19 protein-coding genes are annotated in these 21,765 nt (G+C 69.3%); 16 read left to right on the forward strand and 3 right to left on the reverse strand.

All coding sequences use genetic code 11. From position 1 onward, the window contains the following. Positions 1 to 5 precede the first annotated feature (5 nt). A complete protein-coding gene (locus tag PLE19_05030) occupies positions 6 to 977 on the reverse strand; it encodes a sugar ABC transporter permease (GenBank protein HPD14288.1) in 972 nt (323 codons plus the stop codon). 84 nt (positions 978 to 1,061) lie between these two features. Between PLE19_05030 and PLE19_05035 the strand changes: the two genes are divergently transcribed. The 9 genes from PLE19_05035 (at position 1,062) to PLE19_05075 (ending at position 10,308) form a co-directional block, all read left to right on the forward strand. Further along, complete coding sequence (locus PLE19_05035) at positions 1,062 to 1,511, forward strand: hypothetical protein (protein HPD14289.1); 450 nt, start codon at positions 1,062 to 1,064, stop codon at positions 1,509 to 1,511. Then, positions 1,474 to 1,833, forward strand: coding sequence for a hypothetical protein (locus PLE19_05040; GenBank protein ID HPD14290.1), 360 nt, complete (start codon positions 1,474 to 1,476; stop codon positions 1,831 to 1,833). The genes PLE19_05035 and PLE19_05040 overlap by 38 nt, the downstream gene beginning before the upstream one ends. Continuing rightward, positions 1,830 to 3,617 carry a glutamate mutase L gene (locus tag PLE19_05045; protein ID HPD14291.1) on the forward strand — a complete coding sequence of 596 codons (1,788 nt, stop codon included), beginning with the start codon at positions 1,830 to 1,832 and terminating at the stop codon, positions 3,615 to 3,617. Before PLE19_05040 ends, PLE19_05045 begins: the two co-directional genes overlap by 4 nt. 98 nt (positions 3,618 to 3,715) lie before the next feature. Then, entirely contained in the window at positions 3,716 to 4,840 is a 1,125-nt protein-coding gene (locus PLE19_05050; GenBank protein ID HPD14292.1) for a hypothetical protein, read from the forward strand. After that, entirely contained in the window at positions 4,837 to 6,258 is a 1,422-nt protein-coding gene (locus tag PLE19_05055) for a hypothetical protein (protein ID HPD14293.1), read from the forward strand. Before PLE19_05050 ends, PLE19_05055 begins: the two co-directional genes overlap by 4 nt. 137 nt (positions 6,259 to 6,395) lie before the next feature. Next, positions 6,396 to 7,052: a hypothetical protein gene (locus PLE19_05060; GenBank protein HPD14294.1), complete on the forward strand. Its 657-nt coding sequence runs from the start codon at positions 6,396 to 6,398 to the stop codon at positions 7,050 to 7,052. Continuing rightward, on the forward strand, positions 7,052 to 7,891 hold the full coding sequence (locus tag PLE19_05065) for a hypothetical protein (GenBank protein HPD14295.1): 840 nt from the start codon (positions 7,052 to 7,054) through the stop codon (positions 7,889 to 7,891). The genes PLE19_05060 and PLE19_05065 overlap by 1 nt, the downstream gene beginning before the upstream one ends. 4 nt (positions 7,892 to 7,895) lie before the next feature. Then, entirely contained in the window at positions 7,896 to 8,672 is a 777-nt protein-coding gene (locus tag PLE19_05070; protein ID HPD14296.1) for a hypothetical protein, read from the forward strand. Positions 8,673 to 8,700: 28 nt separating this feature from the next. After that, entirely contained in the window at positions 8,701 to 10,308 is a 1,608-nt protein-coding gene (locus PLE19_05075; GenBank protein ID HPD14297.1) for a rhomboid family intramembrane serine protease, read from the forward strand. Positions 10,309 to 10,381: 73 nt separating this feature from the next. Here the strand turns inward: PLE19_05075 and PLE19_05080 are convergent, their stop codons facing one another. Together PLE19_05080 and PLE19_05085 are read right to left on the reverse strand one after the other, a co-directional pair. After that, positions 10,382 to 11,146: a DUF502 domain-containing protein gene (locus PLE19_05080; protein ID HPD14298.1), complete on the reverse strand. Its 765-nt coding sequence runs from the start codon at positions 11,144 to 11,146 to the stop codon at positions 10,382 to 10,384. Next, on the reverse strand, positions 11,143 to 12,195 hold the full coding sequence (locus PLE19_05085) for a class II fructose-bisphosphate aldolase (GenBank protein ID HPD14299.1): 1,053 nt from the start codon (positions 12,193 to 12,195) through the stop codon (positions 11,143 to 11,145). The genes PLE19_05080 and PLE19_05085 overlap by 4 nt, the downstream gene beginning before the upstream one ends. Before the next feature lie 93 nt (positions 12,196 to 12,288). Here PLE19_05085 and PLE19_05090 point away from each other — a divergent pair, with 93 nt between their 5' ends. The 7 genes from PLE19_05090 to PLE19_05120 all read left to right on the forward strand — a co-directional run bounded on the left by PLE19_05090 (position 12,289) and on the right by PLE19_05120 (position 21,662). Then, entirely contained in the window at positions 12,289 to 13,164 is an 876-nt protein-coding gene (locus PLE19_05090) for a thioesterase family protein (protein ID HPD14300.1), read from the forward strand. Continuing rightward, positions 13,161 to 14,369: a M14 family zinc carboxypeptidase gene (locus PLE19_05095; GenBank protein ID HPD14301.1), complete on the forward strand. Its 1,209-nt coding sequence runs from the start codon at positions 13,161 to 13,163 to the stop codon at positions 14,367 to 14,369. The genes PLE19_05090 and PLE19_05095 overlap by 4 nt, the downstream gene beginning before the upstream one ends. A gap of 9 nt (positions 14,370 to 14,378) precedes the next feature. Further along, positions 14,379 to 14,948: a flavodoxin family protein gene (locus PLE19_05100; GenBank protein ID HPD14302.1), complete on the forward strand. Its 570-nt coding sequence runs from the start codon at positions 14,379 to 14,381 to the stop codon at positions 14,946 to 14,948. 282 nt (positions 14,949 to 15,230) lie between these two features. Further along, the gene (locus tag PLE19_05105) at positions 15,231 to 18,920 is read left to right on the forward strand and encodes a hypothetical protein (GenBank protein HPD14303.1); all 3,690 of its coding nucleotides are present in this window, start codon (positions 15,231 to 15,233) and stop codon (positions 18,918 to 18,920) included. 101 nt (positions 18,921 to 19,021) lie between these two features. Then, positions 19,022 to 19,261, forward strand: coding sequence for an AbrB/MazE/SpoVT family DNA-binding domain-containing protein (locus PLE19_05110; GenBank protein HPD14304.1), 240 nt, complete (start codon positions 19,022 to 19,024; stop codon positions 19,259 to 19,261). Beyond that, positions 19,258 to 19,665, forward strand: a complete 408-nt coding sequence (locus PLE19_05115) for a PIN domain-containing protein (GenBank protein HPD14305.1) — start codon at positions 19,258 to 19,260, stop codon at positions 19,663 to 19,665. The genes PLE19_05110 and PLE19_05115 overlap by 4 nt, the downstream gene beginning before the upstream one ends. A gap of 29 nt (positions 19,666 to 19,694) precedes the next feature. Next, positions 19,695 to 21,662, forward strand: coding sequence for a hypothetical protein (locus PLE19_05120; protein HPD14306.1), 1,968 nt, complete (start codon positions 19,695 to 19,697; stop codon positions 21,660 to 21,662). Positions 21,663 to 21,765 lie beyond the last annotated feature (103 nt).

Here is a 21,765-nt window from a genome sequence, read left to right on the forward strand (position 1 = left end):
CGCGCTCAGTAGTGCACGCGCGCGCCCAGCGCCCGCATCTGGACGAGCGTGACCGCGAGAATGATCAGGAACAGCAGCAGCGCCGTCGCCGAACCGTAGCCCACCCGCCCCCCCACGTAGAACGTCTTGAAAATATACACCGTCACCGTGTCGGCCGTGCCGGAGGTGTCTTTCGAGGCCATGATGTACACCTGGTTGAACACGCGGAACGCGCGAATCGTCGAGACGATCGAGAGAAAGAACAGCGTGGGCGAGATGAGCGGAATGGTGATGTGCCGCAGCCGCCGCCAGCCGGTCGCGCCATCCACCGCCGCCGCCTCGTAGATCTCCTTCGGCACGTTCGTCAGCGCCGCCAGCAGCACCACGATCTCGAAGCCCAGGGCCTGCCAGATCGAGAAGGCCATCACGCACACCAGCGACAGGCTCGGCCCCGCCGCCCAGCCGGGCAACGAGACCCCGAAGTGCTCGGCCACCAGCCGGAACACGCCGCTGGACTCTTCGACCCACGACTGCGCCGGCAGGCCCAGGCCCTTCATCATCGCGTTCGCCAGGCCCCACTCGGCGGGCGCCGGATACAGCATCCACAGCCACACCGCCGCGGCCGCGACCACCGACGTCACGTAGGGCAGGAAGTAGATGGTCCTGTAGACGCCCTTGCCGCGGATCCGCCCCATCAGCAGGTTGGCCAGCACCAGCGCCAGGATCAGCCCCAGCGGCACGGTGCCGAGCACATAGTACACCGTCGCCAGAAGGGCCCTGCCGAACGAGGGGTCGGACCCCAGGGCCTCGGCGTAGTTGCCGAAGCCCACGAAGTCGCCCTTCACCAGGCGCCAGTCGTGCAGGCTCACATAGAACGCATAGCCGACCGGGAAAATGCTGAAGAGGCCGAGCAGCAGCGCCGCGGGCGACACGTACAGCCAGCCCGTGAAGTTCTCGCGCCGGCGGCGGCGTCGCGCCTCGGAAGATTCCGTTGCCATGTGGGGATTCTAGCCCCCCCTCGGGCGCCTGTCAAGAATGCCCCCCGTTTGACACCATCGGCCGGGCGCTGCTATAATCGCCCCGTGAGCGAGGATGGCCCGGAGACTGGACCCATCGCAGCCGACACCCTGCGCTGGCGATCGCACCCCGTGGTGGACGATTACCCGCGCTCGCTGCTGCTCGTGGCGGCGGTGATCGCCGTGTGCGTGGGGGTGTGGCTGAGCTTCGACGGCGTGGGCTACGCGGCGATTGCCGCTGCCTTCCTGCTCGGCTCGCTGGCGCGCTACTTCGTGCCGACGCGGTACGAACTCGACGCCACGGGCGCCTGGGTGCGGTTCCTGGGCCACGGGCGGCAGATGCCCTGGGCGGCCGTGCGGCGCGTGGGCGTGCACCCCGAGGGAGTGCAGCTCTCGCCCTTCGAGCGGGCGTCGCCGCTCGAGTCGTTTCGCGGCACATTCCTGCGGTTCGCGGGCAACCGGGACGAGGTGGTGAGCTTTGTCGAACGCCAGATGGCCGCGCGTCGCCCGGCTTAGGCAGTCGCTGCGCCACGCCTTCTCGATGGAGAGTTCGCTCGGCCCGCTCACCGAGGCCGACCGCGAGCTCCTGCGCCAGCTCGCCGTGGCCATCGCCCGCCGCCGCATGGTCACGCCGGCCGTGCTCTTCCTCGAGTCGCTGCGCCCCCTGAGCTACATGGGCAGTCAGGCGATGATCTTCCTCAAGCCCTTCCTCACGCCCTTCTTCAACCCCGAACGCTACGAGCGCCTGGCCGAAATCCTCGAACGGCGCGAGGGCATCGAGGCCCTCGTGCAGGCCATCGAATCCGCCGCCCATCACCTGGAGGGCGTGACCCGGTGAGCACGCCCGAGCTCAACGTCATCGTCGCCACCGACTGCGGCAGCACGACCACCAAGGCCATCCTCATCGAGAAGAAGCCCGAGGGCTACCGCCAGACCTTCCGCGGCGAGGCCCCCACCACCGTCGAGGCGCCGTTCGAGGACGTGACCCGCGGCGTGCTCAACGCCTTCGCCGAGCTCGAGGAGCTGTCGGGCCGCCGCATCCTCGACGGCGAGCGCATCCTCACCCCCGCCCGCGGCAACGAGGGGGTGGACATCTACGTCTCGACCAGCAGCGCCGGCGGCGGCCTCCAGATGATGGTGGCCGGCGTTGTCAAACAAATGACCGCCGAGAGCGCCCAACGCGCCGCCCTGGGCGCCGGCGCCATCGTGATGGACGTGTTGGCGGCCAACGACCAGCGCCTGCCCCACGAGAAGATCGAGCTGATCCGCCGCCTGCGCCCCGACATGGTGCTCCTCTCCGGCGGCACCGACGGCGGCACGATCACCCATGTGGTCGAACTCGCCGAGTTCCTCGCCGCCGCCAACCCCAGGCCGAGGCTCGGCCGCGACTACAAGCTGCCCGTCATCTACGCAGGGAACAAGGACGCTCGCGAGGCCGTGGCCCAACGCCTCGCCGCCAAGACCGAGCTGCACCCCACCGAAAACCTGCGGCCCGTGCTCGAGCGCGAAAACCTCGCGCCCGCCCGCAACGAGATTCACGAGCTCTTCCTCAAGCACGTCATGGCCCAGGCCCCGGGCTACGACAAGCTCATGGCCTGGGTCGGCGCGCCCATCATGCCCACCCCCGCCGCCGTGGGCGCCATCATGCAGACCATCGCCCGCCGCCAGGGCATCAACCTGATCGGCGTGGACATCGGCGGCGCCACGACCGACGTCTTCAGCGTCTACGGCGACGTGTTCAACCGCACCGTGAGCGCGAACCTGGGCATGAGCTACAGCATCTCCAACGTGCTGGCCGAGGCCGGCCTCGCCAACATCCTGCGCTGGGTGCCGTTCGACATTGACGAGACCGACCTGCGCGACCGCATCAAGAACAAGATGATCCGCCCGACCACCATCCCGCAACTCCTCGAGGAACTCAAGATCGAGCAGGCCATCGCCCGCGAGGCGTTGCGCCTGGCCTTCGAGCAGCACAAGGCCCTGGCCGTCGGCCTCAAGGGCGTGCAGCGCGAACGCACCATCAGCGAATCGTTCGACGAAACGGCGGCCGGGGCCACCCTCATCAACCTACGCGACCTCGACCTCCTCGTGGGCAGCGGCGGCGTGCTCTCCCACGCCCCGCGCCGCCACCAGGCCGCCATGATGCTGGTGGACGCCTTCCAGCCCGAGGGCGTCACCCGCCTGGCAGTGGACAGCATCTTCATGATGCCGCATCTCGGCGTGCTCGCCCAGGTGCACGAGCAGGCAGCGGAGCAGGTCTTCGTGCGCGACTGCCTCATCAACCTCGGCACCTGCGTGGCCATGGTGAACCAGGGCAAGCCGGGCACGCCCGCCTTCGACTACACGCTGGCCGTGAACGGCCAGACGCGCGGCGGCTCGCTCGCCGTCGGCGACATCAAACTCGAGCCGCTCGGCGTGGGCGAGACGGCGCAACTCGCCGCGAACCCCGCCCGAGGCGTTGACCTGGGCCAGGGCCGCGGCAAGGCCCTCGAGGCCACCGTCCACGGCGGCGTCGTGGGCGTGATCCTCGACGCTCGCGGCCGCCCGCTCGTGGTGCCCGAGAGGAACCGGGCGGAGATTGTCAACGGCTGGGCCAAGGCGCTCAACGCCTATCCGGCCTGAGGCTGATAGGGCCGATCGGACCGATGGGACACGCCGAGTGTCTGCCGCCCCACAGGTCCTGTCTGCCCCATCTGTCCTATGAGAACAGGGGCTGCCTGATGGCCCACGCATATACCCCGGGCCTCCGCGTCACCGATCGCGCCACGGTGCGCAAAGAGCGCCGCCTGCCCATCGCCGGCCAAGTGCTCGCGACGGCCGGCGCCCGGGTGCGGGCCGAGGATGTGGTGGCCCGCGCCGAGCTGCCGGGCGACGTGGCCACGGTGAACGTCGTCAACGTCCTCGGCATCACGCCCGCCGAGCTGCCGCAGCACATGCTCAAACGCGAGGGCGACGCCGTCGAGCGCGACGAGGTGATCGCCGAGACCCGCCCGTTCATCAAGTGGTTCAAGACCGTGGCCCGCTCCCCCGTGGCCGGCACCATCGAGTCGGTCTCCACCATCACGGGCCAGGTGCTGGTGCGCACGGCCCCGCGGCCGGTCGAGCTCCGGGCCTACCTCGACGGCACCGTCGCCGAGGTGATCGAGCGCGAGGGCGTAGTGGTCGAGACGCACGGGGCATTCGTCCAGGGCATCTTCGGCGTGGGCGGCGAGGTGGCGGGCGAGTTGGCCGTGATCGTGGACCGCCCCGACGCTGTGATCGGCCAGGGCGACCTCGGGCGCGACCTCAGCGGCAAGATCGTGGTGGCCGGCTCGCTCGTGACCAGCGAGGTCTACGAACGGGCCTCGGCCCTGGGCCTTGCGGCGCTCGTGTGCGGCGGGTTCCACGACCGCGACCTGCGCCGCCTGCTCGGCTACGACCTGGGCGTGGCCATCACGGGCCACGAGGACATTCGCCCGATTCTCATCATCACCGAGGGCTTCGGCCCGATGGCCATCGCGGCGGCCACCTTCGACCTGCTCCGGGCCCACGCCGGGCGGCGCGCCTCGGCCAACGGCGCCACCCAGATCCGCGCGGGCGTGCTGCGCCCCGAGATCATCATCCCCACCGAACGGGCCGCCGACGCCGAGGCCAAGAGCGATGTTGTCGCCGTGGGCTTGACGGAGGGCAGCCCCGTCCGTATCATTCGGGAACCGGGCTTCGGGCGCATCGGCGTCGTCAAGAGCCTGCCCCCGGGCGCCGTGCAGGTCGAGTCCGAGGCCAGAGTGCGGGTGGCCGAAATCCAGTTCCCCGACGGCACGGTCGTCACCGTGCCGCGGGCCAACCTCGAGGCGATCGAATCGTGAAGCGAGGCACGCTCCCAGGCCGCCTGCTGCTTCTCGCCGCCGCGCTCGCCACGGCCCCGCTCGCTTCCTCTGCCGAGCAGGCGCCCGTCAAGCCCGCCCCAGAGGAACACCCCCCGCTCACCGCTCCGCCGGCGGAGAGCTTCCGCGCCTACGACCGCCCGAGCGACGACGGCAACGTGATCGGCATCGAGTGGGGCCGGGCAGCCAGCGAGGGCCGTGGGATCGTCTACATCGTCGAGATCGCCTCCGAGGCAGACTATCAGGCCGGCAAGTTCCACACCCGCCGCGTGCCGTCCGTGTCGGCCTTCAAGTCCGATCACCCCGAGTACTACGGCTCGTCGCCCCGCCTCGGGCAGCTTCACTACATCCACGTGGAGCCTGCCAAGTTCTATCCGCCCCAGCCGCGCCGCATCGCGGAGCCGCCGAAGGAAGAGCTGGAGAAGATGACGGCCACCGCCCGCGCCCGCGTGCTGGCCGGCATAGCCTACGAGCAGAAGAAGGAGCGCGACCGCCTGATGGCCGAGCGCCGCCGCATCAACGGCCAGACCTACTACTTCCGCCTCGCCATCTCGGACGGGCAGACCACGCTCTACGTGGCCGGGCCGGACGGCAAGCCCGTGGTCCTCACGGCCAGCGGGCGGCCCAACCTGTTCAAGTGGGGCAAGGCCAACAACCTGGTCTTCTCGATCCTCTTCGGCGCCATCGTGCTCGGCTTCATCAACGCCGCGCGCAAGAACCCCAACCTCTTCATCCGCAAGATCGCCGGCCTCGAGGCGGTGGACGAGGCGATCGGCCGCGCCACCGAGATGGGCCGCAGCGTCTTCTTCGTCCACGGCCTCGCCGGCATGGACAGCTTGTCCACCATCGCCGCCGTCAACGTCTTGGGCCGCGTGTGCCAGCGCTCGGCCGAGTACAGCACCCGCGTACGCGTGATGAACAACGACCCCATTGTCATGGCCGTGAGCCAGGAGGTGGCCAAACAGGCCTACACCGAGGCGGGCCACCCCGAGGCCTATAACGCCGACGACGTGTCGCTGGTGGCCCCCGACCAGTTCAGCTACGTGGCCGCCGTGGGCGGCATGATGACCCGCGAGCAGCCCGCCACCATCTTCCTGATGGGCTACTTCTACGCTGAATCGCTCCTGCTGTCCGAAACCGGCGCCTCCACGGGCGCCATCCAGATCGCAGGCACCGACTCCTACACCCAGCTCCCCTTCTTCATCACCACCTGCGACTACACGCTCATGGGCGAGGAGCTGTATGCCGCCTCCGCCTACCTGTCGCGCGAGCCGAAGCTCCTGGGCAGCCTGCGCGGGCAGGACGTGGGCAAAGCGTTCCTCATGGTGGCCGCTGTGCTGGGCACGGCGCTCTCGACGCTGGGCTTCGACTGGGTCCAGAATCTGTTCAAGGCGTTCTAGGCGTGTCATCGTGAGCCAGTCGAACAACCTTTCAGGGGCTTGACGCCGCCACCCAGGCGAAAGGCATCGTCGCGGCATCAAGCCCCTGAAAGGTTCCTCGGCAGGCGCGGAATGACATTCGGGGCGATAGGGAACGAATGTTTTACAAGCGCACCATCCCGCTCGCCATCGTCTTCGTGATGGGCCTGCTGGCCTTCGTGCACGAGTTCGTGCCGCACCCGCTCTCGAGCCAGTTCCGCGAGGAGATGACCACCTGGTTCCGCATCATCGGCGGGTTCGGCATGTTCATCGGCGTCTACAGCCTGCTGCACATGCACACCCTGCGCATCCGCCGGAAGCAGGCGGGCTGGGCCTACAGCGTCTTCGTCTTCCTCGGCGCCGTGACAATGATCGTGGTGGGCCTGGTGAACGAGCCGCACGGGCCGCTGGGCCCCGCGCCCGAGGACGGCACGGTGTTCGACTGGTTCTATATGAACGTGCAGGTGCCATGCGGCGCCACGATCTTCTCGCTGCTGGCCTTTTTCATGGCCAGCGCAGCCTTTCGCACGTTCCGCGCGCGCAATGCCGAGGCGGCCCTGCTGCTCGTGGCTGCCGTGATCGTGATGTTCGGCCGCGTGCCGCTGAGCGCGATGATCTCGGACGCCTTTCCCCAGGCGGCTGACCTGTTGCTCGAATACCCCAACCTGGCGGCCAAGCGCGGCATCCTGCTGGGCATCAGCCTGGGCGCCATCTCGCAGTCGCTGCGCATCCTCTTCGGCATCGAACGGTCCTATCTCGGCGGAGGAGGCGACTGATGAGCCAGCCCGACAACACCCTCCGCCGCACCCTCCTCGCCCGCCGCGTGGTCTACGTGCTGCTCGCGGGCGCCATCATCCTCACAGCCCTCGGCAAGCTCCAGATGAAGGTCGTGCCCGCGCCCCTGTCGCGCAAGGTCTACGAGCGCCTCGAAGCGTTGCCCGAGGGCTCCCCCATCCTCTTCTCCTTCGACTACGACCCTTCGGCCAAAGAAGAGCTGTACCCGATGAGCCAGGCGCTCCTGCGCCACGCCTTCCGCCGCAACCTGCGGCCCCTGGTCATGACCTTCTGGCTCAACGGCGTGGGCCTCTGCAAGGAGCTCGTCGAACGCACCGCCAAGGAGGCCGGCAAGGAGTCCGGCCGCGACTTCGTCTTCCTCGCCTACAAGCCCGGCGGCTCGAACCTGTTGCTCAACATGGGCGAGAGCCTCAAGGGCGCCTTCGACAAGGACTTCTACGGCAAGCCCACCGAGGCGATGCCCGCCCTGGAGGGGGTTGATTCGCTGCGCGACATCCCCGTCGTGGTGGGCATCGCGGCGGGCAGCACCACCGAGATGTGGATCGCCTACGGCCGCGACCGCTTCGGCTTCGACCTCGGCGCGGGCTGCACCGCCGTCATCGCGCCCGACCTGTATCCGTTCCTCCAGTCGGACCAGCTCTTCGGCCTGCTGGGCGGGCTGCGCGGCGCGGCCGATTACGAGGTGCTGATCGGCAAGCCCGACACCGGCGTGAAGGGCATGCCCCTGCAATCGGTGGCGCACATCCTCATCATCGTCCTGATCGTGGCCGCAAACGTCTACGTGTTTGCGGGGCGGCGGTCGCGCCGCCAGGGGGATTGACCCGATGGCCTCGCCCGCGGAACCTGGCCGCCCGGCAAAGCAGCGCGTGATCGAGACCGCGGTGCTCGTGGGCTGTGCGCTCGCCTTCCTGGCCGCGTGCCTCCTGGTGCGGTGGCCCGAGGGGGCGCCGGCGAAGCTCTCGGCCGAGGGCCTGGGCGTCTTCGTCGCCGCCGGCCTCACGCTCATCATGTACAGCTTCCTCTACCGCGACAATCCGCTGTTCAAGGTGGCCGAGAACCTCTACGTGGGCATCAGCCTGGGCTACGGCGCCGTGATGACCTGGTACCTCTCGCTCAAGCCCGAGGTGGTGGACCCGCTCGTGTTCGCGCCGTCGGCCGAGGCGCGCACCGATGCCCTGCTCCACCGCACCGTGCCCATTCTGCTGGGGCTCCTGCTCCTCACGCGCCTGTCGCGCAAGCACGGCTGGCTCAGCCGCTACGCGTACACCCTCATGGTGGGCTTCGGGGCCGGCATCGGCATCCCCATCGTCGTGCACACCTACATCCTCAAGCAGCTTCAGTACACCGTGCAGCCGCTCTCGGGCAGCTTCGCCGACGTGGTCGGTGGCCTCGTGCTCCTCATCGGCACGGTGACGGTGCTCTTCTATTTCTTCTTCTCGGTCGAGCACAAGGGGCCGGGCGGCGCGGTCTCGCGGATCGGCATCTGGTTCCTCATGGTCTCGTTCGGCGCGTCATTCGGCTACACGGTGATGGGCCGCGTGTCGCTCCTCATCGGCCGTGTGATGTTCCTGCTGCACGACTGGCTCCAGCTCAACCTGTGACCGCTCGGCAAGGGCCGCGAGGCGCCCCATGGCCACGGCGGATTACCCCGCGCCATCCCCTCCCCCGCCCCCGCGGCCCGTGCGGGCCAGGCCGATAGCGTCGTGGGCGCTTCTCGCCGCCTGCGGCGCAGCTTTCGCGGCGGCGTGGTTCTTCGGCCACAGCCTCGATGCGGCGACCCTGGTGTGTTACGGGGCGAAGGACCGCGACCTCATCGTCCACTCGCGCCAGTGGTGGCGGCTGGCCAGCGCCGGGTTCCTCCATGCCGACCTGCTGCATCTGGCGGTGAACCTGTTCGCGCTGTGGAACCTCGGCACCTTGATCGAGGGGCTGTGGGGCACGCGGCGGTTCCTGATCCTCTACGCGGCGGCGCTCGTGTGCGGCAACCTGGCCTCGCTCGCCACAACGATCCCCGTCTCGGTCGGCGCCTCGGGGGCCATCTTCGGGCTGTTCGGTGCACTGGTCGTCTTCGCCACCCGGCACCGGCGCCTCATCCTGCCGAAGGCCCGTAATCGTCTGCTCGTCAACCTGGCCATCGTGCTCGGGATGAACGTGGCCCTGGGCGTCACCGTGCCGTTCATTGACAACGCGGCGCACGCCGGCGGCTTCGTGGCCGGCATGGTGGCAGCATTGGTGCTGCGCCCCGTGCGGGTGTTGGGCGAGAGCGATGGCCTCGGCGAACTGCTCGTCCGCCTCGCAGCGGCGGCGGCCGTGGTGGGCATGGCCGGCTCGCTTGCGATGGCGGTGCGGCACGCGCGGGCGTCGGAATGGATGCTCGTGATCGGCGGCGAGCTGGAGCCGCGCCGCCTCGACGGCGACCTGACGCTCAGCGTGCCGAAGGGGTGGCGCTACCACCCGCCGAACGAGTCGTACCCCTTCCACATTTTCGTGCGGCCCGACGTGGCATTCATTGTCGCGCGCCTCGTGCCGCCGAAAGAGGGGGCCGACGTGGCGGCGGCCGCAGCCAGCATTCGCCGGATGTACTCCGAGCAACGGGTCGAGTTGATCGCGAGCCGCGAGATCACCGTGGGGAGTGCGACGGGAATCGAGTTGCTCTCGCGCCGCAAGCTCGACACCCACGTGGAGCGCAGCCGCACGGTGCTGCTCCCCACGCCGCTCGGGCGGATCGCGTACGTATCTTTCAACTGCCTCGAGGCTCGGTACAGGCTCCTCGAGGTGCTTTTCGACCGCGTGCTGCACAGCGTGCGAGCCGGGCCGGCGCAGCCGACGCCGAACGGCGATGAGCGGGTGTGGGAGAAGGTGGCCGAGGATCCCCGCGACCCGGACGCCGCGATCGCCTTGGCCGCCCGTTACGCGCGCGAGGGGCGGGCAGAGCAGGCCGAGCGTATCCTGCTGGCCACCTTGAAGTTGCATCCCAACTACGCCGAGTGCCACAACCAGCTCGCGTTGTTCTACGCCACGGCGCGTCCGCCCCACCGCAAGCCCGCCGAAGCCGTGCGCCGCGCGCAGAAGGCCCTCGGCCTCCGGCCCGATGAGCCGCGTTACCTGGGCACGCTGGCCCTCGCCCACGAGGCGGCGGGCGACAGGGCCAAAGCCCTCGAGGCCGCCCGCCGCGCCGCCGCCCTTGCCCCGGATGATGCGACCTATGCCGATCTCGTCAAGCGCCTGAGCCGCTGAGCGCCCTCCTGCCGGGCTGCCGGGGCATGAATGCCCGGCCAACATGGCAGCAATGGGGCGGAAGGGGGAGAGGTCAGGATGCGGGGGCCTCGGCCTCAGGCGGTTTGGCCGCCTCGATGGCCTCGCCGGGCGGGATGATGACGCCGCCCGACACGAGGATCTGGAGGGCCTCCTCGACTGTGATCGGCAACTCAATCAGGTCGTGCCTGGGCACGAAGATGACGTAGCCGGTCACCGGCGCCGGCGAGAAGGGCACGAAAACCTGGACGAGTTCCTCGCCCCGCGCGGCGTTGAGCGACCGCATGCCCGAGCCCGTGACGAAGGCGAGGGAGTAGAGCCCCTGGCTGGGGAAAGGAACTGCCACGACGCTGTGGAATTGGGGCTTCTTCGCTCCAAAGAAGAAATCGGTGATCTGTTTCACCGAGGGGTAAATGCTCCGGATGAGGGGCACCTTGAGCAGCAGGTGCTGAAGGCCGTCCACCAGGCGCTGGCCGAAGAAGCTGCCCACGAGGGCGCCCACGAGGCCCGCCAGGGCCACCGCCCCCACGACGGCCAGGACAGCGCCCGCCGCCCGCGTGGCGCCATTCGTCGGCTCCATCCCAAGCAGGCTCGCGAGCTGCCGCCCGAGCCAATAGCCCAGAAGATCGTCCACAAACCGGCACAGGATGACCACCACATAGCCCGTGAGAAACACGGGCAGCAGCACGGCGACGCCGGTGAGCAGGAACTTCGTGATCTTCTTGCGCCGCCCGATGGGGGTCTGCGCGGGCGGCGGCCCCACTTGCCAGGGGTCGCTGGCCGGAGGGGCGCTGCCGGCTCCGTGGAGCGGATCGTTCATCGGGCAAACGCCTCATAGCCCAGGTCGCGCAGGCACGCCTCGACGAGGGGCTGGGCGCCGGCCACCCAGGCGTCGCGGCGAATGGCCTCGGCGAAGTGGTCGAGCTTCGGGTAGAGGCGCCCGCCGCACTGCTCGTCGCGGTAGCGGGCGTCCAGGCACTTCGGGCCGAGAATGCGCGCATCCACCATCGCGCGCAGGTCGGCCTCGGTGAAGGTGTTGCCCAGCTCATCGAGGGCCTTGCGCACGCAGGACTGCGCTCCGGCCTTCTCGATGGCGGTCCAGATGTTCACCTTGATGATCCCGTCGTCCTTGAGGCGCGTGAAGTCGGCGGGGGACAGGCTGGAGGTGCCGTGGAGGACGAGGAGCTTGCCCACGGCGCCACTGATGGCGCGGGCCTGGTCGCCATAGTAGCGCAGCTCGCGGGCCGAGGCGCGGTGCTCGGTGCCCAGGTTGGGCACGATGAGGTCCACGCCCGTCGCCGCCACGTAGCGCTTGGCCTGCTCAACCGTGGTCACCTGGTTCTTCGTCTGGCCGGTGCCGGACTCGAAGATCTCGTCCACGGCGCCCTCGACGACCACTTGGCCGCGGTGGCGCTCGACGTAGGCGGCGGTCGCCTTGATGTTCTCGTCGAAGGGCAGGGTCGAGGCGTCGAACATCACGCTGGTGAGCCTGGCGAGGCGGCGCTCGAGGATCTCGTCGTCGTCGCCCGGCTGGCCGTGGTCGAGGTGAGTCATCACGCGAATCTTGCCGAACGGCCCGGCGGGGTCGGTGTAGAAGGCCACCTGGGCAAGCCAGGCCTCGAAGCCGAGCCAGGGGTCGCCGAGGCTGGTATAGAGCTTGATCTGCGGGCGAGCGTGGTAAGTGCCGCAGATGGAGAGGAACAGCGGGATGTCGGGCGCGCCCACGCGTTCGCCGAAGCTCTTGGCCGCGCGCAGGCAGGCCTCGATGCCACGCTCGCATTCGGGGTTCACGTTGATCAGCGCCACGCCCCTCTCGCGGGCCTCCTGGATGACTTCGCGGGCGTGCGTCGCGTCGGCGATCAGGGCCATCGTGCGTTCTCTCCTGGGGTGTCGTTGACGGGCAGTGGTGGCATTGTATAATAACCGCTGGCCAGCCGCAAACTGACGAACAGGGGGGACCGCGTGCCCGTCGAAACGCCGCCATTCCGCGTGCGCTACGCCGAGACCGATGCCCAGGCCGTGGCCTACTACGGCTCGTACTTCACCTGGTGGGAGGTGGGCGAGCTGCACTTTCTCGAAACCCTTGGAGTGCGGGCGCCTGAGCTGGACCGCCAGGGCATCCTGGTCGCCGCCGCCGAGTCGTACGCCCGGTTCCTGCGCCCCGCCGTCTACGACGACCTGGTGGCCGTGCGCGTGCGGCTGTCGCAGGCCGCGCCCAAGCGCGCGCTGCTCGAGACCGAGCTGGTGCGGGTCGAGGACGGCGCGGTGCTGGCCACGGGCAAGATGGCCCGCGTGCTGATCGGCCCCGACGGCAAGGCCCTGCCCATGCCCGAGCGCCTTCTCGCTGCGGCCGAACAGCGGGTGGAGCGCATCGTGGTGAGCGAGCGGGCCGACCCGCTCCTCGGCGCGCTGCCGCGCGGCGCCCGCGAGTGCACGCAGGAGTTGCGCGTGCGTTACGCGGAGACCGATGCGCAGGGCGTGGCCTACTTCGGCAGCTACTTCGCGTGGTTCGAGGCGGGCCGCGCCGAACTGACCCGCGCCGTGGGCCTGCCCTACAGCGTCCTCGAGCGCCAGGGCGTGCTGCTGCCCGTGGCCGAGGCGTTCTGCCGCTACCTCAGCCCCTTGCGCCCCCGCGAGGTGTTCCGCCTGAGCACAGCCGTGCCCGCGCTCGGCCGCGTGAAGATGACCTTCGTCAACCGCCTCACGTCGCCCGACGGCCGGCGCGAGGTCGCCGCCGGCTACACCGTGCACGGCTGCACGGGCCGAGACGGCCGTCCGCGCGCCCTGCCGCCCGAGGTGGTCGAGCGCTTCGCCCTCCCGAAGGAGCCTACGCCGTGATCTTGCCGTCCGATGCCTCGCTATGGTGCGCGTGCCTGGGCGCATTCGTGGGCCTGCTCGCCGTCCACGCGCCCGCGGCTGAGCCGGTGATGGTGGACGCCGCCTTCCCCGGCGGCAACGCCATCATCGAGAAGATCGAAGGCGACACCGTCGTGCTGCATCAGGATCTGCGCGACACGGCCGGCCCCTGGTTCTGGTGGCACTTCCGCGTGCAGGGCGCGGCGGGCCGCACCCTCACGTTCCGCTTCACCGATGGCAACGTGCTCGGTGTGCGCGGTCCGGCCCTGAGCTCCGACGGCGGCCAGACGTGGGCCTGGCTCGGCGCGGCAGCGGTCAAGGGCACGAGTTTCACGTATGCATTCCCCGCCGATGCCGCCGAGGTGCGTTTCTGCTTCGCCATGCCCTACTTCGAGGCGAACCTGAAGGCTTTTCTCGCGCGCTGGGAGGGCAACCCCAGCCTCAAGGCCGCGACGCTGTGCACGTCGCGCAAGGGGCGCGACGTCGAGCGGCTCCACGTGGGCAAGCTTGCAGGCGGGCCCGACCACCGCGTCGTCGTGACGGCCCGCCACCACTGCTGCGAGTGCATGGCCAGCTATGCCCTGGAGGGCCTCATCGAGGCCATGCTCGCCGACACCGACGACGGCCGCTGGTTCCGCGAGCACGTCGAGGCGATGCTCGTACCCTTCGCCGACAAGGACGGTGTGGAAGACGGCGACCAGGGCAAGAACCGCAAGCCCCGCGACCACAACCGCGACTACGAGGGCGAGGGCGTCTATCCCGAGACACGCGCCATCCGCGACTTCGTGCCCAAGTGGGCCCACGGGCGGCTCAGGGTCGCCCTCGACCTGCACTGCCCGCACATCCGCGGCCCGCACAACGAGGTCATCTACATCGTCGGCTCCGAGGCGCCCGCGATATGGGAGCAGCAGTGCGCCTTCGGCAAGCTGCTCGAGGCCGTCCGCACCGGCCCCCTGCCCTACCGAGCGAGCGACAACCTGCCCTTCGGCCAAGCGTGGAACACGGGCAGAAACTACGGCGGCGGCAAGAGCTTCAGCCGGTGGGCGGGCGAGCAGCCGGGCGTGCGTCTTGCGGCCAGCTTCGAGATTCCCTACGCCAACGCCGGCGGGCAGGCCGTCACCGCCGACACCGCCCGCGCCTTCGGCCGCGACCTCGCCAAGGCCATCCGCCAGTACCTGGAGAAGTAGGAGACCGCTATGGCAACGAAGAAGAAGGTGTTGATTCTGCTCGGCAGCCCGCGCAAGAAGGGCAACAGCGCCCTGCTCGCCGCCGAGGCCGCCCAGGGGGCCAAGGCCGCAGGGGCCGAGGTCGAGACGGTGTACCTCCAGGGCCTCGAGATCGAGGCGTGCACCGGCTGCGACGCGTGCCAGAAGAAGAACGCGAAGGGCTGCGTGATCGCCGACGACATGCGCGCCCTCTACCCGAAGCTCCAGACCGCCGACGCGCTGCTGCTCGCGACCCCCGTCTACTGGTTCACCATGTCGGCGCAGATGAAGCTGTGGCTCGATCGCTGTTACGCGCTCATCACGCCCAGCGGCCACGCGTTTGCGGGCAAGAAGATCGGCATCGCCGTCACCTACGGCGCGCCCGACGTCTTCAGTTCCGGCGCCGTGAACGTCTTGCGGACGTTCCAGGACGCCTTCAATTTCATCGGGGCGAAGATCGTGGGGATGGTCTACGGCACGGCCTGGAAGCCGGGCGACGTGAAGAAGAACCGCGCGCTGCTCAAGGAGGCGCGCGAGCTGGGCAAGTCGCTCGCAACCTAGGGTCCGTGGGGAAACCCACGCGCGCTGCCGGCGTCAGCGGAGCGAAGGTCGGAGCGCGCCGCAAGCGGGCGTGGTGTGGCCCAGCCGGCGCCGAAGTAGCGATGCGCCCTGCTGAGTGAAGCGGCCGCTGCGATCCGCTGTCCTGCCGCTCCGCCCGCCCGAGGGCGATGCAGGCGGGCGCCCCGCCTCTCCCGACGTCCTCCTTGCATGCGCTCGCCCGACGGCATATAGTGGGCGTCCGTAGTCTTCGCCGCCTGCACCATCCCTCCGGAGGACTCGCCCATGAAGAGCATCCTTGCGCCCCTTTCCCTCGCGATTCTCGGCTTGGCCGCGGCGTGTTGGGCCGGCGAGGGGGTTCAGGTGAAGCCGGCGGGGGCCGAGGTGACGGTTGCCCGCGGGCCGCTCACGCTGGTGTTCGATGCCGGCGGCAACGGCTTTGTGGCGGGAGCGCAGTGGGCCAACGCGGTGGCGTGCGTGCCTTCGCCTGCCGGCGGGCTATTCGCCTCAATCGCCGTGCCGGCCGGGGAGACCCCGCCGCTCCAGCCGATCCGCGGCAAAGAGATCCGCGGGACGGTGAAAGTGGCACGGGTGGCCGGCAAACAGGCGGGCGGAGCAGGCGAGGTGGAGATTGCCGGAACGGTGGCCTTCGAGGGGCTCGGCGAGGCGCCGTTCACGGTTCGCATCGCGGTGCCCGAAAGCGGCCCGGCGATGGCCGTCTCGGCCGAACTGGCCCTGCCCGAGAAGGCGAAGGGCGGCTGGCTCACCTCGTTCGGCCTGGCGCTGCCCCTCTCGCTCACGTTCCACCCCAACTCCGACGGCAAATCGCCGGTGGACCGGAAGACGGTGGCTGTTGCCATCCTGCCCCGTGTCGGCGTCGAGATTCCGGAGGTCCGTTGGCTCGTGGCCGAGCAGAACGACAAGAGCGTGTGGGGCCACATGCTCTGGCAGCTTGCCGGCATCCGCCAGGCCACGCCCGCCTCGTGCCAGGTGTGGGAGGCCTGGAGCAAGGTGAACCCGCCCTTCGTCCTCCAGCACGGCGGCGTCCACCCCGGCTGGATGGCCGTGGCCGATGGCCGCCTGGCCATTGCCGCCGGCATGCCCGGCATCGAGAAGGCGGCCCCGAAGGAAATCTACCTCGACAGCCAGGCCAAGGCCCTCTACCTCTGCTTCCAGTCCCCCTACTGTCGCCCGCTCGATCTGAGTTCGGCCCCTGCCACGCTCGCCGCCGGTCCCGCGTATATCTGGATCGAGCCGTCGGAAGAGGAGACGCGCAACGCCCAGGCCTACCGCGACGCCAAGAAGCGCCCTGCGCTGGCCGCCATCGGCGAGGCCCTGGCCAAGCTGCCGCCCACCCAGGCGAACTTCGGCGCGATGAAGGTCGCCGACCGCGTGGGCCGCTCCGAGCCGATCGAGGTGCCTGACGACCCCGCCTTCGCTTCGCACGACCCCGGCCCCCCCGACGAGGTGACTCTTTGGGTGGATGAGCCGAACGGAGCGAACCACGATGCCCTCCCTGTCACCCGCGGCATCCCGCTGCGGCGCGGCGCGCTCAAGGACGCCGCAAAGGTGGCTCTCCTCGACGAGAGGAGCCAGCCCATCCCCTGTGTGGCCAAGCCGACCGCCTTCTGGCCCGACGGCAGCCTCAAGTGGCTGGCCCTCGACTTCCAGCCGCGCCTCGAGGCGCGCAAGGTGGCGAAGCTCAAGCTCGTTCTCGGCGGCAGGGCACAGCCGGCGCCCATCTCGAACCCGCTCAAGGTCACCGAGGCCCCCGCCAGCGTGAGCGTAGACACGGGCAGGCTGCGGTTCGCCGCCGCCAACGCAGGCGGCAAGCTGGCATTGACAATCGGCCTGGACCTCAATGGCGATGGGAAGGTGACCGACGACGAGACGATCGTCAAGCCCGGGCCGGACATCTTCGGCTGCGCCTTCAGCCACATCCAGGACACCGAGACCTACCGCTCGCGCACCTGGTGCGACCCGGGCGAGGCCGACCCCGGCGTGGCCGAGGTCACGGAGCTGAAGGTCGAGGAGCAGTCGCCGCTGCGGGCCGTGGTGCTCGTGCGGGCGAACCTCAAGCACCAGCTCCTGGCCTCGACGATTGACCCCAAGCACCGCCCCCAGGTCGGCACGCCCGTGAGCCTGCGGTTCCACCTCTATGCGGGCTCGGCGACGGTGCGGCTCCAGCATACCTTCATGTTCGCGGGCGACGTGACGCGCGACTTCCTCCGCCAGCTCGGCGTCCGCCTGCCTCTCCCCGCCGAGCCGCGGCAAACGGTCACGGCCTCCGTGGATCGCCGCAAAGGGCTCGAGTGGCCGCGCGAGGGCGAGAGCGGGGTTCTCCAGGAGGGCGCGGACTCGGCGCTGCTCTGGCAGGCGGCCGGCCCGAAGGTGAGAGAACTGGAACGCGGGTGCGAGGCGACAGGCTGGCTCGACGTTACCGGAACACGGTGGGGCGTGGCAGTGGGCTTGCGTCGCATGCGCGAAATGTGGCCCCAGGAGATTCACGTGGACAAGGAGGGGGTGTGGACCCACTTCTACTCGCCCCACGTGCCGCCGATGGACGTGCGGCGCTACAGCTTCCACTACGGCGACGGCGAATCGTCCTCGACCGGCTGGGGGACGGCCTTCGGCGCGCTGCGCACACATGAGGCCGTGTGGGCATTCCACGCCGCGGGGCCGGGGCCTCAGCAGGACGGCCTGTCGCGGGCCGGCGCCGTGCTACGGCCGCCGCTGGCGCGCGTAAGCCCCCGCTACGTGGCCGACACCCTGGCCGTGGGCCACGTGGCCGAGCACGGGGCCGCGACGAACGATGCCCACTATGACAATGTGCTCTACCACCTGCCCCGCATGCACCGCCACAACCGCGACTACTGGCGCTGGTTCGGCTTCTGGGACTTCGGCGACGAGATCCAGGTCTACGACGCCTATCGCCACCGCTGGGCCGTGGACGACGGGCGCTACGGCTGGTACAACAACGAGCCGGTCCGCGACCTCAACCACCATCTCGCCTACCTGATGACCGGCAGCCGCCGCATCTGGGAGGCCGCCGAGGCCATGAGCTACCACGTCTTCGAGGTGGACGTCCGCCACGCCAACCCGCAGCCGTTCATGAGCCCCAACGGCAAGCTCGGCGAACAGAAGTACCGCAACTCCACGACGAGCGGGATTGACCTGTGCGGCGGCCGGCACAACTGCCAGCACTGGTCCGACGGCTACTGGGGCCAGCGGCTCGGCTCCCCGCCGGGCTTCCGCCTCGCCTACTACCAGACCGCCGATCCCGTGCTCCGCGAGTACATGGAGCGAATCGTCGCCGCCGCGATGAAGACCAGGCGCAGCCAGTACATGGCCGCCGACGGCGACGAGGCGGTGCTCTGGGCCATGATCATGGGCCACGAGATGACCCTTGACCCCAAGTACCTCGACCGCATCAACGGCTACGTCAACCTCCAGATCGCGTTCGCCAAGGAGCACAACGGCTACCCGGCGGCGAAGGCGAACTGGGACTGGGCGACGAACACCGCGGGCGCCCCGCCCGAGGACCCGAACACCGGGCTGTGGATCTGGTCGTTCGGCGGCTCCATCGCCTTCATCGAGATCGCCGACCTCTACCAGAATCGCGCGTTGGACAAGATGATCAACGAGTGGACCCTCGCCCTCGAGGGCTTCGGCCCCGACGCCAAGCGCCGCGAGGACTGGTCGAACCACATGGCCGCCTGCCCGCTGCTCGCCCACTACTACCGCACCACGGGCGATAAGCGGGCGCTCGAGTGGCTCGCCAAGCGGGCCAAGGGCTTCCACGGCAACATCCCCAAGGACGCCCCCACCACCGACCTCCCGGCCGACGCAATGGAGACCACCTTCCCCGCCTACACGCCCCACGACGGCTACGGCTGGGTGTACACCACGACCACGTTCTGGTACGTCGGCATCCCCGCGTGGCAGGGGGCGCTCCGGGTGCAGGCGGCGAAGTAAAGAAGATGGCATAGTACGCATCATGGCTCAAAACCCTTTACTTGACCTGAATACCTTTACTAGCTATAATGCGCATGCCACAGGATCAAAGGAGGCCTGCTATGCCTGTTGCCAAGGTATCGTCGAAGGGGCAGGTCACGTTGCCCGCTGAGTGCCGACGGGCGACCGGGATCAAGCTGAAGTCGCGGGTGTTCATCGAGGCTGTTGAGGGGGGCATCCGCATCACGCCGGCCCCAGGCATCCTCAGCCTGCGGGGGTTCCTGGGGAAGGGCGGCTCCCCTGAAGAGGAGGAGACGGCCATGCAGAAAGCCGTAGCCAGGCACGTATTGGGGAAGGAATGAAGAGGGTCTTCGTCGACTCGAACATCTTCCTCCGCCTGTTCACCCATGGGGACCCCTCCCAGCACGAGAGGTCCGCCAGCCTGTTCGCAGACGCCGAGAGGGGGGATGTCACGCTCGTGTGCGGTCCTCCTGTGTTGTTCGAGGTTGCCTGGACCCTGCGGAGCTTCTACAGACTCTCACGGGAAGAGCTCTTGGACGTGGTTGCGCGGGTGCTCGCGACCCCGGGGCTGGAGCTGACGGACCGCCCCCAGGTCGAGGACGCCCTGCGGCGAGCCCGCGCGGCGCGGCAGGAGTTCGCCGACGCCTACATTGCTGCGAGCCTCGATGCCAGTGGCTGTGGGAGCCTGGCCACGTTCAGCCGAGAGCACTTCGCTAAGCTCGGGGTCGCGCTGCACAGCTTCTGAGCGGAGCAGAGACCACGCGGAGAGCGCCAATGGCGACCGACGAGGGTGGCACGGATGACGGGGCGTCAGCGGCTGCCCCGCGCTGGGGGCGGGCCCTCCTCGTCGGCACGCTCATGGCCGTGGGGGTGAACCTCTACGTCTTCGCGTCGGACTACGTGATCGTGTCGTCGCGGCTGACGTTCGCCTACCTGCCCGAGGGGGCGTTGATCCCGTTCGCCCTGTTCATGATGCTCGTGGTGCCGCTGGTGCGGCTTGCGGCGCCGAAGGCGTTCTGCCGCGAGGAGTTGATCGTCATCTTCGTGATGACCTTCGTGGGCGCCATGTTCCCCACGCTCTCGATGGTGGGCTTCATCCCCTCGATCCTGGCGACGCCCTACTACTTCGCCACGCCGGAGAACGACTGGCTCACGCTCCTGGTGCCGCACCTGCCCAAGTGGGCGTTTCCGCCCGACGAGGGGGGCGCGATGGGCTGGTTCTTCCAGGGCATGCCGGCCGGCGCCGCGTTCCCCTGGCGGGTGTGGGCGCTGCCGCTGCTGTGGTGGACCGTGCCGCTCGCGGGGCTGGCCACGGCCAGCTTCTGCGGCACCGTGCTGCTGCGGCGGCAGTGGGTGGACCGCGAGCGCCTGGCGTTCCCGCTCGCCCGCGTGCCGCTCGACCTGATCGAGCCGGGCCGCGGGCGGCTGCCGGCGTTCCTGTGCAGCAAGATGTTCTGGATCGGGGCCGGCATTCCGCTGTTCGCCACGGCGTGGAACCTCATCAACTTCTTCGATGAGACCTTTCCCACGCTGCCCATCTTCCACGGCGAGCACTTCATCACGATCGGCCCCGGCTTCCCCGTGTTGCGCACCAAGGTGAACCTGCTGGTGATGGGCTTCGCGTTCCTCACGCCGCTCGAGGTGCTCTTCAGCGTGTGGTTCTTCCACGCCGTGGCGATGATCGAGGTGGGCGTGATGAGCCGCCTGGGCGTGGCCATGCCCTGGGGCATCTGGGAGGGCCTGTCGCCCATGACCGCGTGGCAGGACCAGGGCGCGTTCCTGGCCTTCGTGGCCATCAGCCTCTGGATGGCGCGCCGCCACCTGGCCGACGTGGCCCGCAAGGCCTGGAACCCGCGCTGGGACGGCGTGGACGACTCGCGGGAGCCGCTGCGCTATCGCACGGCGGTGCTGGGCCTGCTGGCGGGCGTGGTGCTGGTGGCCGCGTGGCTGCACCGGCTGGGCATGGGGTGGGGCACGCTGTGCGTCTACGGGCTCGGTTTCCTCGCCGTCTACGTGGGGATCAGCAAGATCGTGGCGCAGTGCGGGCTGCCCTACGTGCGCGGGCCGGTGCCGCCGCAGACGTTCGCCGCCTACACGCTCGGCTCCGAGGCGATTGGCCCGGCCGGCCTCATCGCCATCGCCTCCACGTTCGCCATCTGGTGCGACAACAAGCCGATCCTGGCGACCACGATGACCCACACCCACTACGTGGCCGGCCAACTCGGCCGCCGCGCGCGCGTGCTGCCCTGGGCCGCGGCGCTGGCCGCGGCGGTCGCCTTCCCGCTCGCGCTCGGCCTGACCCTCTACCTCTGCTACACGCGGGGCGGGGTGACGACGAACTGCTGGGAGATTCGCGGCGGGAACATCTGGTTCTTCGACACCTTCGTGCGGCACATCCGCAACCCGCAGGGCACCGACTGGGCTCGGATGTCGTACATGGGCGTCGGCGCGACAGGGATGTTCCTGCTGACGTTCCTCAAGTACCGCTTCGTGTGGTGGCCGCTGCATCCGATCGGCTTCGCCATCGGGGCCAACGAGGTGATCTCGTATTGCGCCTTCAGCCTCTTCCTCACCTGGCTCATCAAAGCCATTCTGCTCAGGACGGGCGGCATCCAGGCATTTCGGAAGGCCCGCCCCTTCTTCCTGGGCCTGCTGCTGGGCTACGCGGTGGGCGTCGGGCTGGGCTTTGTGGTGGATGTCCTCTGGTTCCCTGGCCAGGGGCACATGATCCACCACTGGTGAAGGGGCGGGCCGAGTAGGGCCGCTGGTCCCGGCCGCCCCCGCCACGGAGGCATCCCGGCCCTGCCCGATCCTCGCCTGCATCACACCAGTGAGAGCGGAAGCG

The organism is Planctomycetota bacterium (assembly GCA_035384565.1).
GTDB lineage: Bacteria > Planctomycetota > PUPC01 > DSUN01 > DSUN01 > DAOOIT01.